This is a genomic window from Streptomyces sp. TRD_SC_5 (genome assembly GCF_056836825.1).
In genome coordinates this window covers 4910019-4922702 of the sequence record NZ_JBWZZS010000001.1, presented here as the reverse complement: position 1 = coordinate 4922702, position 12684 = coordinate 4910019, and the positions used below count along the sequence as shown (strand labels likewise).

General features: G+C 70.3%; 13 protein-coding genes. 5 read left to right on the top strand and 8 right to left on the bottom strand.

The features are described 5' to 3' along the window. Window positions 1-45 precede the first annotated feature (45 nt). Complete coding sequence (locus AC1P0E_RS22750; protein ID WP_482743985.1) at window positions 46-612, top strand: PPA1309 family protein; 567 nt, start codon at window positions 46-48, stop codon at window positions 610-612. A 36-nt stretch (window positions 613-648) separates the two neighbouring features. Here the strand turns inward: AC1P0E_RS22750 and AC1P0E_RS22745 are convergent, their stop codons facing one another. From AC1P0E_RS22745 to AC1P0E_RS22730, 4 genes are all read right to left on the bottom strand, one after another. Continuing rightward, a complete protein-coding gene (locus AC1P0E_RS22745; RefSeq protein WP_482743984.1) occupies window positions 649-1737 on the bottom strand; it encodes a YlbL family protein in 1089 nt (362 codons plus the stop codon). 99 nt (window positions 1738-1836) lie between these two features. Then, entirely contained in the window at window positions 1837-2007 is a 171-nt protein-coding gene (locus AC1P0E_RS22740; protein ID WP_167546446.1) for a hypothetical protein, read from the bottom strand. A 154-nt stretch (window positions 2008-2161) separates the two neighbouring features. Beyond that, window positions 2162-2623, bottom strand: coding sequence for a molybdenum cofactor biosynthesis protein MoaE (locus AC1P0E_RS22735; RefSeq protein ID WP_482743983.1), 462 nt, complete (start codon window positions 2621-2623; stop codon window positions 2162-2164). 132 nt (window positions 2624-2755) lie between these two features. After that, window positions 2756-3886 carry an SDR family oxidoreductase gene (locus AC1P0E_RS22730; protein WP_482743982.1) on the bottom strand — a complete coding sequence of 377 codons (1131 nt, stop codon included), beginning with the start codon at window positions 3884-3886 and terminating at the stop codon, window positions 2756-2758. 190 nt (window positions 3887-4076) lie between these two features. Here AC1P0E_RS22730 and AC1P0E_RS22725 point away from each other — a divergent pair, with 190 nt between their 5' ends. Further along, the gene (locus AC1P0E_RS22725) at window positions 4077-5537 is read left to right on the top strand and encodes a zinc-dependent metalloprotease (RefSeq protein WP_482743981.1); all 1461 of its coding nucleotides are present in this window, start codon (window positions 4077-4079) and stop codon (window positions 5535-5537) included. Further along, the gene (locus AC1P0E_RS22720; protein ID WP_482743980.1) at window positions 5534-6055 is read left to right on the top strand and encodes an NUDIX hydrolase; all 522 of its coding nucleotides are present in this window, start codon (window positions 5534-5536) and stop codon (window positions 6053-6055) included. Before AC1P0E_RS22725 ends, AC1P0E_RS22720 begins: the two co-directional genes overlap by 4 nt. Before the next feature lie 70 nt (window positions 6056-6125). On the opposite strand, the gene AC1P0E_RS22715 is transcribed toward AC1P0E_RS22720, so the two are convergent. The 4 genes from AC1P0E_RS22715 to AC1P0E_RS22700 form a co-directional block, all read right to left on the bottom strand. Continuing rightward, window positions 6126-6881: an AIM24 family protein gene (locus AC1P0E_RS22715; RefSeq protein WP_482743979.1), complete on the bottom strand. Its 756-nt coding sequence runs from the start codon at window positions 6879-6881 to the stop codon at window positions 6126-6128. A 19-nt stretch (window positions 6882-6900) separates the two neighbouring features. Next, window positions 6901-7581 carry an AIM24 family protein gene (locus AC1P0E_RS22710; protein WP_482743978.1) on the bottom strand — a complete coding sequence of 227 codons (681 nt, stop codon included), beginning with the start codon at window positions 7579-7581 and terminating at the stop codon, window positions 6901-6903. Between the two features lie 11 nt (window positions 7582-7592). Then, a complete protein-coding gene (locus AC1P0E_RS22705) occupies window positions 7593-9203 on the bottom strand; it encodes a TerD family protein (RefSeq protein WP_482743977.1) in 1611 nt (536 codons plus the stop codon). A 107-nt stretch (window positions 9204-9310) separates the two neighbouring features. After that, a complete protein-coding gene (locus AC1P0E_RS22700; protein ID WP_482743976.1) occupies window positions 9311-9886 on the bottom strand; it encodes a M48 metallopeptidase family protein in 576 nt (191 codons plus the stop codon). A gap of 210 nt (window positions 9887-10096) precedes the next feature. Between AC1P0E_RS22700 and AC1P0E_RS22695 the strand changes: the two genes are divergently transcribed. Both AC1P0E_RS22695 and AC1P0E_RS22690 read left to right on the top strand, forming a co-directional pair. Beyond that, complete coding sequence (locus AC1P0E_RS22695; RefSeq protein WP_482743975.1) at window positions 10097-11251, top strand: ThiF family adenylyltransferase; 1155 nt, start codon at window positions 10097-10099, stop codon at window positions 11249-11251. A gap of 42 nt (window positions 11252-11293) precedes the next feature. Next, window positions 11294-12679, top strand: a complete 1386-nt coding sequence (locus AC1P0E_RS22690; RefSeq protein ID WP_482743974.1) for an ABC1 kinase family protein — start codon at window positions 11294-11296, stop codon at window positions 12677-12679. Window positions 12680-12684: the final 5 nt, after the last annotated feature.

Genomic DNA, 12684 nt, shown 5'->3' with positions numbered 1-12684 from the left:
CTGAAGCTTTACTCAGTTCCCGCTTTCGGGTCCGAAGGAGGCAGGATGTCGACCATGTCCAACGTTTCCCCCTCCGGGCCCCCCATGGCCACGAGCCCGCTCACCCGCGCCGTGCTCGAAATCGACGAATACACCTCCGGCCTTGGCTGGGACCAGCCCGCCAGGCTGTTCGCCCTTGTCGACTCTGCCCAGCTGCGTGCCCAGGAGCCGGGTCTCGCCGCCCAGCTCGGTCTCGCCGAGGGCGGGTCGACGGCGGCACTCACGCCCGTCGAGCAGGAAGAGATCCCGTCGGGCACCGCGCTCGACGAGTTCCTCGCCACGATCGCCTGGCCCGACGCGGTGGCCGGCTGCGCGCTGACAGTGGAGCGGCTGATGCTTCCGCCGTCCGCCGAGGCGTCCGTACCGGAGGGCCTGAACGAGGCCCAGCTGGCGAAGTGGGTCGCGAAGCACCCCGACCGCCAGGAGGTCCGTATGACGGTGGCCGTGCTGCGCAACGGCGTGCGCGAGTCCGCACTGCGGCTGCGGGAGAAGGACTCCCCGACCGAGGTGCTCACCGGCGCCATGCTCGTGCCCGGTCTCGCCGAGGCCCTGGCCGCGACCTTCGAGGCGTAGGCACCGCGGGCCCTGTGGGGGCACGGCTGCCGGCGGTCAGCCCGTGGTGCACCGCGGCAGGCCTGCCGTGTCCCCCTCGCGGATCTTCTCCAGCGAATTCTTCGCGTCGTCGATCGTCTTGACCTTCACGAGGGTGAGGCCGTCGGGGATGTCCGCCGCCGCCGACGCGCAGTTCTCGGCGGGCGTCAGGAAGTACTCGGCGCCCGCGTTGCGCGCCCCGACGGTCTTCATCTCGATGCCGCCGATCGGGCCGACCTTGCCGTCCTCGTCGATCGTGCCGGTGCCCGCCACGAACTTGCCGCCGGTCAGGTCGCCGGGCGTGATCTTGTCGACGATGCCGAGCGAGAACATCAGGCCCGCGCTGGGGCCGCCGACGTCCGCCAGCTTGATGTCGATGGTGAACGGGAAGATGTGGTCCGGGCCCGCCTGGATGCCCACGATGGCGCGGTCGTCGTCGCCGGCCTTCTTGGTGGTGAGGGCGATGTCCTCGCTGCCCACCGGCTCCTTGCCCGCCTTCTCCGCCGCGGCCGCGTCCTTGGCGGGGACGATCGTGAAGACGACTTTCTCCGTGGGCTTGTGCTCGGTGACGAGCTTGGCGACGTCCTTGGGGTCCTTGACGGGCGTACCGTCCACGGCCTTGATGACATCGCCCGCGTGCAGCTTGCCCTCGGCGGGGCTGTTCTTGAGAACGGTCGAAACCACTACCCGGGTCTTCACGGGAATGCCCATTTCCCGAAGAGCAGCGGTTTTCGCGGTCTCCTGGGACTGGCTGAACTCCTCGGCGTTCTCCTGCGTCGACTGCTCTTCCGTCTTGCCGTCCGGATAGAGCGTGTCGTGCGGGACGACCACACTGTCGTGCGCGAGCCAGCCGTAGACCGCTTCGACGAGGTTCATCTTGTAGTCCGCGCCGGTGACTCTGACCGTCGTCATATTGAGATGGCCACTCGTGGGGTACGTCTTGCGACCGGAGATCTGAAGCACCGGCTCGCCACCGGCCTCACCGAGAGTGTTCACCGTCGGGCCGGGGGACATCTCCGAGTACGGGACTTTGATGAATACGCCCGCGCACAGCAGCGCGATCAGGATGAGGGTGGAGGCGAGCATCGTCGCTGTGCGGCGTGGCATGGAACGACAGTACGGGACGGGTCCGTCAGTACACCGCTGGGGCCGGTCCGTACGGGGCCTCGGGGCCCGGACGTACGGTCGAGGCCGCTTCACGGGTCGTCAGACGGCGTCGGTGCCGGAGTGGGACTTCTCCATGGCCTCACGGAACCGCGCGTAGCCGGCGAGTTCGGAGACATCGCCGGCCGTTCGATTTCTGGCTGCCCAGCTTCCCCATATCGCAGCACCAAGTGCAGCGAAAAGCGGAATCAGCAACCACGCGAGTGCCGCCATTCCGTCCTCCCGACCCCTAGGGACCGGCCGCATTCGGCCGATCAGCAGATTAGCCACCGGTGCGTCCAACGCTCACGGCAGGGGCCCGGTTACGCAAATCGGGGCGCTTGGGCGGCACCCAGGTTTCAGCGGACGGTTTCGGCGCAGAAGCGCGTCAGCACGCTCCGACCCACTCCTCCGTACCGTCGGAGAAGGTCTGGTGCTTCCAGATCGGCACTTCGTGCTTGAGGTCGTCGATCAGCCTGCGGCACGCCTCGAACGCCTCGCCACGGTGCGGACAGGAGACCGCGACGACGACCGCGAGGTCACCCACTTCTAGGTCACCCACACGGTGGACGGCCGCCAGCGCGCGTACCGGGAAATCCGCTACGACCTTTTCGGCCACACGGCGTAGCTCGTCCTGGGCCGAGGGGTGACAGGAATAGCCGAGCTTGTCCACGTCGGCACCCCCGTCGTGGTTGCGCACGGTGCCGACGAACAGCGCCGTGCCGCCCGCGGCGTCGTCCCCCACGGCTGTGAAGATCTCGTCGACGGAGAGCGGGGTGTCGCGAATCGCCAGCAGCCGGATGGGATCCTGTGCCGCCTGCTCGCCGGGGTGGGAGTACGTGCCTGCCATGCTGCCCATCGTGCCGTACCGCACTGACATTGCGGAATAGCCTTTTCGACCGGCTGTACGGGCCCCCGGTATGGAGGGTCCTACATGCGGCCGGTTTCTGGCGGGCTTCTGACGGGCTTCCGGCACGCGAATTTAGCGGCCCCTGGCCTTGCGTACGCGGCGTACCAGCGCGGCCGTGCCCAGCAGCGCCACCGTGGCGCCCGCGGCGCCCGCCGCCGTGGCGTCCTTGCGGCCGAGGCGGCGGCCCGCGACGGTGTGCCGGCCCGCGACCTCCTCCAGCAGTTTGGTGAGTACCTCCTCATTGGTCCACTGCGGCCGCCATCCCGCCTCGTGGAGCCTGCTCACGCTCACCACCCACGGATGCATCGTGTAGGCGAGGTCCCCGGCGGGAGAGGGCGTGAGGCCGATCCTGTGCAGCCTCGCCGCGGCGCCCAGGGCGACCGCGGACGGCAGCTCCATGCGGCGGATGCCGCTGAGCTCCTCGACCTCCTCCTGCTCCAGCCAGCCGTCGCAGCCAACCGCCAGCTCGCCGTCGACCTTCTCCAGCGCGGCGTACTCCAGCGCGGCGACCAGGTCCTCGACGTGGCAGAACTGCCAGGTGGGGCGGGAGCCGGCGACGACCAGGAGGCGGGGCGACTCGAAGTACCGGGTGAGCGCGGTGTCCGTACCGCCTACCAGGACGGCGGGCCGCACCACCGTGACGTTGAGACCGGGGTGCGCGCGGGGCGCACGGCGGCCCAGGCGTTCGATTTCGAGGAGGTCGCCGACACCGGCCGCCTCGGCGGTCGCACGCAGTTCCGCGTCCTCGGACAGCGGGATGTCGTTGTCGGGCAGGGCGCCGTAGACCATCGCCGACGTGCACAGCACGACACGGTGGACCCCGGCGGCAGCGGCGGCGGTGAGCACCGTCTGGGTGCCCCGCACGTTGTACGCCGTACGGGCGGCGGGGTCCGACTCCAGGTCGAGGTCGAGCGCGAGGTGCACCACGACGTCGGCGCCCCGCAGCTTCTCGGCGATGGCCGGGTCGCGTACGTCCAGGATGTGCCACCGCGCCTCGGCGACATCGCCGCGGCGCTCGTCGATGGCCACGACCTGTTTGATCTCCTCGGACGCGGCAAGGCGCCGGGTGAGCAGCGCGCCGATGCCCGAGGCGGCACCCGTGACCGCGACGACGGGACCTCGGGCTGTCGGGGTTGAGTCGTTTCGCCTCTGGCGAACTTCAGCGCTCTGCGATGCTCGAACCTGCGGATCTGGGGAACTCACCGGGCGTCTCCAGCGGTTGTCTTCAGTACGTACACGCCGTGGCGCGTACGTACCAGGTGGCGTCCATCCTGCCGCAGGCGGAGTCCCGGCGAAGCACCGAGCCCTTCTCGGGTTCCGGTGTCTACGCTGGGTGGTGATGTCGGGCAGCCGCCGCCGGCCGAGCCGGCGGCCTTACGAGCCGAGGAAACCCGTGAGTGACACCCCATTCGGATTCGGCCTTCCGCCGGAGGAGCCGGAGGACGGCGACGATGGCAAGAAGAAGGGCAGCGAGGGCGGTGGCCAGGGTCCGGCGAACCCGTTCGGCGGGTTCGGCAGCCTGCCGGGCGGCTCGGGCGGCCCAGGTGGCCCGGGCGGAGACAATCCGTTCGCCGCGATGTTCGGTTCGCTGAACCCGAACGACCTGGGCGCCGCCTTCCAGCAGCTCGGGCAGATGCTCAGCTACGAGGGCGGTCCCGTGAACTGGGACATGGCCAAGGACATCGCGCGCCAGACGGTCTCCCAGGGCACCGCCGACGGCACCAAGGACTCCAGCGTGAGCCCCGGTGAGCGGTCGGCCGTCGAGGAGGCGGTGCGTCTCGCCGATCTGTGGCTGGACGGCGTGACCTCCCTGCCCTCCGGAGCGAGCACGTCGGTGGCGTGGAGCCGCGCGGAGTGGGTCGAGGCGACCCTGCCCGCATGGAAGCAGCTGGTGGACCCGGTCGCGGAGCGCGTCGGGGCTGCCATGGGCGACGTACTGCCCGAGGAGATGCAGGCCATGGCGGGCCCGCTGCTCGGGATGATGCGGTCCATGGGCGGTGCGATGTTCGGTCAGCAGATCGGGCAGGCCGTGGGCGTACTGGCGGGCGAGGTGGTCGGTTCGACCGACATCGGGCTGCCGCTGGGCCCGGCCGGCAAAGCCGCGCTGCTGCCGCTGAACATCGAGGCGTTCGGCAAGGACCTGGGCGTCGAGAAGAACGAGGTGCGGCTGTATCTGGCGCTGCGCGAGGCCGCCCACCAGCGGCTCTTCGCCCATGTGCCGTGGCTGCGCTCGCACCTGTTCGGCGCGGTCGAGGGATACGCGCGCGGTATCCAGGTCGACACCTCGAAGCTGGAGGACGTGGTCGGCCAGCTCGACCCGTCGCACCCGGAGCAGCTGCAGGAGGCACTCCAGCAGGGCATGTTCCAGCCGGAGGACACCCCCGCGCAGAAGGCGGCGCTGGCCCGTCTGGAGACCGCGCTCGCGCTCGTCGAGGGCTGGGTGGACGCCGTGGTGCACGAGGCGGCCAAGCCCCGGCTCACCTCGGCGGACGCGCTGCGCGAGACGCTGCGCAGGCGGCGGGCCTCCGGTGGTCCGGCCGAGCAGACGTTCGCGACGCTGATCGGTCTCGAGCTGCGTCCGCGGCGGCTGCGGGACGCGGCGCGGCTGTGGGCATCGCTCACGGACGCGCGGGGCCTGGACGGGCGCGACGCCCTGTGGGAGCACCCGGACATGCTGCCGACGGCGGAGGACCTGGACGACCCGGACGGGTTCGTGCACCGCGAGCAGATGGACTTCTCCGAGCTCGACAAGATGCTCGGTGAGGCGGCAGGCGGCAGCGGGCCGAAGCCGAACCTGAAGAAGGACACGGACGGCGAAGGCAACGGCGACGCAGAGGGCGACAGCGACAAGTGACCCTGCACGACGACGCGGTCCTCGTACTGAAGAGCTACGAAGGCCAGGAGGAACTGCGCCGGGCGTATCTGGATCACCTGTCGGCGCACCCGGACGGGATGTGGAAGGCCTGTGGGGCCGGGCATCTCACGGCGAGTGCGCTGGTCGTCGATCCGGAGCGCGGGCGGGTGCTGCTGACGCTGCACAAGAAGCTGAACATGTGGCTTCAGATGGGCGGTCACTGCGAGCCGGGAGACACCACGCTCAGGGACGCGGCGCTGCGCGAGGCGACGGAGGAGTCCGGCATCGCGGGGCTGGCGCTACTGCCCGTCGGCCCCGTGCGACTGGACCGGCACCCCATTCCGGCGCCCTGCAACTGGCACCTGGACGTGCAGTACGCGGCGCTGGCGCCGGGCGGTGCGGTCGAGGCGATCAGCGAGGAGTCGCTGGATCTGCGCTGGTTCACGTACGACGAAGTGGCGGGCGTGGCCGACGAGTCGGTCGTACGGCTGATGGAACGCACGCGCGCGGCGCTGTAGACGGACGTACGCGCCACAGGTAAGGGGCGGGCTCCCAGGAGCCCGCCCCTTACCTGTGCCCTGTGGGCGGTCAGTTCCAGGCGTTGTTCTGGTTCTGGCCGCGGGCGCCCTGCTGTCCCACGCCGAACTGCGCGGCGGCACCCTGCCCCAACTGTGCGTTCTGCGGCGGCATCACCTCGCTGGGCTGTACGAGCGCGAAGCCCTGCCCCAGGAAGCTGAGCTCCCAGCCCTCACCGGTGTCGCCGCGCCGCCGGCGCACGTTCGACGAGTGCGTCTGGGCCTGCATCTGTACGCGCAGGGAGCTGGACCAGGCGACGATCGCATCGGCGTCGGCGTTGACGTACTTCTCCGGCGTGACCTGAAGCATCAGGGGCTGGCCCGAGGTCATCAGGGCGACCTTGCCCTGCCCGGTGATGTTGAGCTGGTACTTGCCGGTGCCGGAGATGCCGTACTGGCTGTCCACGGCGATGACTTCGGTGTTGAGCGAGGAGTCCAGCGCCAGGACGTAGGCGCTGTCCACCGTCATGCCCTCGCGGTCGATGTCCACGAGATGGACGTACTGCGCGAGGTTGGCGAGGTAGACGGTGCCCTGCCCGGAGCAGCGCATCAGGTCGAGGCCCTCACCGGTGTTGGCGCGGGCGCGCCGCTGGCTGTTCGACCGGTACTCGCCGTCGAATTCGATCAGCCCCTGGTAGGCGACCATCGCGCCCTTGCGCGCGAGGACGTCGTCCTGGCCGAGCAGCGAGACCCGCAGGAGCTGCGGGTTCTGCACGGTGTACCGGTCCTGGGACTGCTGTTCGGTGTGACTGAAAAGCGGGCTCTGCATGGTGTGTTCTCGCTCCCCCTCAGCCCCGGACCCGCAGGCGGTCGGTGCTGTCCTCGCTCGGCTGTACGACGACGATTCCCTCGCCGGAGAAGGCCATCTGGTACGCCTCTCCGCTGCCCCGACCGACGAGGGCGGACGCCTTGAAGCTGCGCTTGCCCTTCACCTTGAGGTTCGGGGACCAGGCGACGAGGGCGTCGGGGTCGACGTACGTCTCGTCCTCGCCACGCCCGCACTCGACGACGATCGGCGTACCTCGCGAGGTCAGGGCGACCCAGCCGGTGCCCGCGATCTCGACGTTCCACAGGCCCTGGCCGGCGAACTTCGCCATCCCCTTGACCTTTTCGACGCCCCACTGGAGGTGCGCGTCGAAGGCGAGCACATTGCTGCCGTTGACCGAGAGGGAGTCGTTGTCGAGGTTGATGACGACGACGTCCGCGCCGTAGTCGGCGAGGTAGAGCAGGCCGTCGCCGGCGCACTTCATGATGGGCGCGCCCTCGCCGGTGACCCACTGCGACGCGACCTGGCGGGCAGCGGGCGGGTTCGGCTCGTACTGGATGAAGCCCTCGTACGCCACCATCGAGCCGGTGCGCGCGTAGAGGTCCTGGCCGGTGGCCATGGCGACCTTGAGCATCGCGGGCCCGTGGTTCTCCATACGGGCCGCGATCGGGGTCGGGGCGAAGCCCGCGAGTTGCTGATTCATGACGGGCTCCCTCAGACCTCGTAGGGCTGGACGACGATGAAGTTTCCGGGCGCTCCCCGGAACTGCAGGTTTATGGTCTCTCCGCTGTGGCCCGGGTAGGCGTTGCGGCGCAGCCGCACCTGGCTGGTGAGGATCACCTGGGACGCCGAGGACCACGCGATGACGGCGTTGGCGTCGGCGAACGTGGTCGGCGTGACCGGCAGCACCACCGGGATGCCGTTCGTTTTCACGACGACCGTGCCCGTTCCCTGGAACTGCATGGTGAAAAGGGCACCGCCGGGAATGCCGTGACCCTCGATGCGACGGACCTCGTACTGCAGCGACTCGTCGAACGCGAGAACGTTCTCCGCGGAGACGCAGATGCCGTCGCCCTGCAGCTCGACGGGGTGCAGGTTCGCGCCGTTCTCCGCGAGGAAGACCTGGCCGCGTCCGGAGCAGCGCATCAACTGCATTTCCTGGCCGGTCGCGTTGCCCACGATGCGGCCGGTGAAGCCCGCGCCCTTGTGGCTGAAGTCGACTTTGCCCTGGTACATCACCATGCTGCCCTGGCGGGCGAGGATCGGCGTACCGCCCATGCCGAGCTCGACCCGCATGAGTTGCTGGTTCTGCGGCGTCCAGCGCTGTCCGGTGGCCGCCTCGCGGTAGGGCTGGAGGGCCGCCTTGAGGCCGCCTCCGCCCTGCGGGACTCCTTGGGGCACGCCTTGCGGTACGCCCTGGGGCACGCCCGGCGGCATTCCCTGGGGCTGGCCGTACGGGGCCGGCTGGCCGTAGCCGCCGGGCGGCTGGCCCTGGCCGGGGAACTGACCGGGTGCCTGTCCCGGGACCTGGCCGAACTGCGGCTGCTGCGGCGGCTGTCCGTACGGTGACGGAGGGGCCGGCGCTGCGGCGCCACCCTGCGGCGGCATCGCCATCGGCGCTGCGACCGTCGGCGCCGCGTGCATCTGCGGGGCAGGCTGCTGCGGCGGGGCGAAGCCCTGCGCCGGGGCGGGAGCCGGAGGGGCTGTGGGTGCGCCGAAGGACGGTGCGGGCTGCGCCGCCTGGGGCGGTGGCGCGAAGGAGGGTGCCGCGGCCTGCGGCTGCGCGGCCGGTTCTTCCTCGGCCACCTCACCGCCGAAGTTCTTCAGCAGGGCGTCGAGCCCGCCGTCGAAGCCCTGGCCGATCGCGGCGAACCGCCACACGTCCTTGAGGTAGAAGTCGCCCAGCATCACCGCGCGCTCGGTGGTGAACTCCGAACCCGTGAAGGCGTACCTGACGACCTCTTCACCACCCGCGACGATCCGGATGTAACCGGGCCCCACCTGCGACATCTGGCCCGCACCGTCGATCGTCGCGGTGAAGGAGAGCCGGTGGATGTTCGCCGGGACGCGGTCCAGCGTGACGCGGAACGACTCGGTGTCACCCGACTGTGCGCCGAGCTGCTGAATCGACTCCTCGGGCGACTTCGGCTGGTTGAAGAAAATGAAATACCGGTCGTCCGAGAGCTGCTCGTTGGCGTCCAGCCCGAAGCAGCTGATGTCGAAAGACAGTCCGGGCGCCGCGATCTGCACACCTACGTACAGATCCGTGCCCGCTGTGAGGTCACTGATCTTGGCCTTGTGGCCGCGTTGAAATTCCCTGGCCATGCGTAACGACCGTCCCCCATCCCGAGGTGAATGCGTCGCGTCAGGCTAACCCGCGAAGGGGCGCATCCGGCCAAGCCGGTACACACTCGGTACACAATCACCGAGCGTCACTCGGTGCGTGCGCCCGGCAGGTACGGCAACCGCTCGGCGGCGACAACCCCTTCGAGATAACCGCGCGCCCGCTCGGTACGCGGATACGCCTCCAGAAGCTGCCAGAAGCGCGGGCCGTGACCCGGCACCAGCAGGTGGGCGAGCTCGTGGACGAGAACGTAGTCGACGACGTACTCCGGCATGCCCTGAAGTCGGTGCGAAAGCCGGATGCTGCCTTCGGCCGGGGTGCACGACCCCCAGCGGGTGTTCTGGTTCGTCACCCAGCGCACCGAGGCGGGGCGCGCCCTGCCGTCGAAGCACTGGGCGGACAGCCGGCGGGCGCGCTCGGCGAGTTCGGCGTCACCGAAGACGCGCTTGTTCTCCTGGGCGGCGAGCTTGTCGAGCATCACGGTCACCCAGCGCTGCTCCTCGGCCTCGGACATACGGTCGGGGATGAGCACGATCGTGCGGTCGCCCTCACGGTACGCGGAGACCGTCCTGCTGCGGCGGGCACTTCTGCGGACCTCGACAGCGCTCGACCGCGAGCCGCGTGGCGGCTGATTGGTCGCGCTCTGCAGCGGGTCGACGGGCACACCACGACGTTACCCGCTGTCAATGGCGGAAGTCCCGCCTCCGGATGGTTCGAACGCGATCCACTCCCTGGTGTGCAGCATTTGAACGCCTGGTGCGACTCGTACGACTAATACACCGCGCCTGTGGACAACTTTCGGCCCTCTTTGACCGGGCCGTGCATTCTGAGACCCGAGAGCGGATCTCGTGACAGACCGACGGGGGACGGCGATATGCATCCGATGGTGAAGCCCGCGCTGCGGCGGGCATGGCGGGACCGGCAGACAGTGCAGTTCGGCATGACGTCCGCACACGCGGTGACCGTGGGTCCGGTGGACACCGCGACGGGCAGTTTCCTCGGGCTGCTCGACGGGACACGCGGTCTTCCGCTGCTGCGGGAGGAGGCACGGGCGATGGGGCTGCCCGACGGACGGGTGGACGACCTGATCGGGCGGCTGACGGCGGCGGGGCTGATCGACGACGCGACGGCCGGCGGTGCGGGGGCGGAAGCGCTGCGGGGGCGCGCCGACGTGTTCGACCGACTGCGGCCCGATCTGGCAACGCTCTCGGTCGTCCACGCCGAACCGGGCGGCGGGACACGGCGGATGGCGGCGCGGCGCGCGATGCGGGTCCAGGTGCGGGGCGCCGGGCGGGTCGGCGCGACGATCGCGTCGGTGCTGGCCGCCGGGGGCGTGGGGCGGGTCGAGGTGCTGGACGGCGGGTGTACGGAGCTGTGGGACGTCGCACCGGGCGGGCTGAGCGCGGAGTCGGTGGGCGGCCGCCGCGACGTGGCGGCACGGCAATCGGTGCGGCGGGCCGCGCCCGGCCGGCCTCCGCGTGCGGCGGAGGCCACCGGATCGGCGGGGCCGGCGGCCGGGGGCGAGCCGGGGCTGTCACTGGTGATCGTGGCGCCCCGGGACGGATCCGCCGCGTACGCGCCCGATCCCGTGGCCGCGGAGCCGTGGCTTCGTTCGGGAACGCCTCATATCTATGCGGGGGTCGTCGAAGCTACGGGAGTGGTGGGGCCGCTGGTGCTGCCGGGCGGGAGTGCGTGCGCGGGGTGTATGGCGCGGGGGCGGGCGGACCGGGACCCGGGATGGCTGCGGATACTGGCGCAGTGGCGTTCCGGCCGCGGCGCGGCCGTACCGGCCTGCGACATCGGCCTGGCGACCGCGGTGGCGGGGCTGGCCGCGGCGCACGCCCTGTCGTTTCTGGACGGTGAGCTGCCTGCCACTACGGGGGTGCGGTGGGAGGTGTCGATGCCGCTGCTGGACTGGCGGCAGGAACGGATGTCACCGCACAGCGACTGTACCTGCGGCGCCGGTGGGCAGACTCAGGGGGAGTGCGCCTCGGGGGCCGGGGAGCCACAGGACACAATGGCCGGGTGACCGTCGCAGGCGGCCACGGGTGTCTGGGATTTGGAGGGGCTCATGTCTGATCTTCCCCGGAAGGCGGTCACCCGTACCGCCAAGCTGGCGGCACTGCCACTGGGCTTCGCCGGCCGAGCCACCTGGGGCCTGGGCAAGCGAATCGGCGGCAAGTCGGCCGAGATAGTGGCCCGCGAGCTTCAACAGCGCACGGCCGACCAGCTGTTCAAGGTTCTGGGCGAGCTGAAGGGCGGCGCGATGAAACTCGGGCAGGCCCTGTCCGTCTTCGAGTCCGCGCTGCCGGAAGAGGTCGCCGGACCGTACCGGGCGGCGCTGACAAAGCTCCAGGAAGCCGCGCCGCCGATGCCGACCCGCACGGTGCACTCGGTGCTGGAGGAGCGGCTCGGATCGCAATGGCGTGACCTGTTCCTGGAGTTCGAGGACAAGCCGTCGGCGGCCGCTTCGATCGGCCAGGTGCACCGGGCGGTATGGCACGACGGGCGTGAGGTGGCCGTCAAGGTCCAGTACCCGGGGGCCGGTGAGGCGCTGCTCTCCGATCTGAACCAACTGAGCCGCTTTGCCCGGATGCTCGGCCCCCTGATCCCGGGGATGGACATCAAGCCGCTCATCACCGAGCTGCGCGACCGGGTGTCGGAGGAGCTGGACTACGAGCTCGAGGCACAGGCCCAGCGGGAACACGCGCGGGTGTTCGCCGACGACCCGGACGTGGTGGTGCCCGATGTGGTGCACCAGAGCGACCAGGTGCTGGTGACCGAGTGGATCGACGGCATACCCATGGCCGACGTGATCTCGGACGGGACTCCGGAGCAGCGGGACAGGGCGGGACAGCTGCTGGCTCGCTTCCTCTTCTCGGGGCCGGCCCGCACGGGCCTGCTGCACGCGGATCCCCATCCGGGCAACTTCCGGCTGCTGCCCCTGGGGGACGCGGGCGGCGAGGGCGGGACGGTCGGCCAATGGCGGCTCGGGGTGCTGGACTTCGGCACCGTGGACCGGCTGCCCGGAGGACTGCCCGCGACGATCGGCACGTCGCTGCGGATGACGATCGACGGTGAGGCCGAGGCGGTGTACGAGCTGCTCCGCGAGGAGGGCTTCGTGAAGGATTCCATCGACCTCGACCCGGACGCGGTGCTGGATTATCTGCTGCCGATCATCGAGCCCGCGCAGGCGGACGAGTTCACGTTCAGCCGGGGCTGGATGCGCCAGCAGGCGGCGCGGATCGCCGATATCCGCTCCCCCGCACACCAGTTGGGCAAGCAGCTCAATCTGCCGCCGGCCTATCTGCTGATCCACCGGGTGACCTTGAGCACCATCGGAGTGCTCTGCCAGCTGGGTGCGACCGTACGGCTGCGGCACGAACTGGAGGAGTGGCTGCCCGGCTTCCTCGCCGAGGAGGCCGAAGAAGCGGACGGGGCGGCGGCCGGGGCGTGACCGGA

Bases quoted from the DNA above. Each gene is read 5' to 3' on its own strand.
- AC1P0E_RS22750 (WP_482743985.1), top strand. From the start codon at position 46: ATGTCGACCATGTCCAACGTTTCCCCCTCCGGGCCCCCCATGGCCACG.
- AC1P0E_RS22745 (WP_482743984.1), bottom strand. From the start codon at position 1,737: ATGCCACGCCGCACAGCGACGATGCTCGCCTCCACCCTCATCCTGATC.
- AC1P0E_RS22740 (WP_167546446.1), bottom strand. From the start codon at position 2,007: ATGGCGGCACTCGCGTGGTTGCTGATTCCGCTTTTCGCTGCACTTGGT.
- AC1P0E_RS22735 (WP_482743983.1), bottom strand. From the start codon at position 2,623: ATGGCAGGCACGTACTCCCACCCCGGCGAGCAGGCGGCACAGGATCCC.
- AC1P0E_RS22715 (WP_482743979.1), bottom strand. From the start codon at position 6,881: ATGCAGAGCCCGCTTTTCAGTCACACCGAACAGCAGTCCCAGGACCGG.
- AC1P0E_RS22710 (WP_482743978.1), bottom strand. From the start codon at position 7,581: ATGAATCAGCAACTCGCGGGCTTCGCCCCGACCCCGATCGCGGCCCGT.
- AC1P0E_RS22705 (WP_482743977.1), bottom strand. From the start codon at position 9,203: ATGGCCAGGGAATTTCAACGCGGCCACAAGGCCAAGATCAGTGACCTC.
- AC1P0E_RS22695 (WP_482743975.1), top strand. From the start codon at position 10,097: ATGCATCCGATGGTGAAGCCCGCGCTGCGGCGGGCATGGCGGGACCGG.
- AC1P0E_RS22690 (WP_482743974.1), top strand. From the start codon at position 11,294: ATGTCTGATCTTCCCCGGAAGGCGGTCACCCGTACCGCCAAGCTGGCG.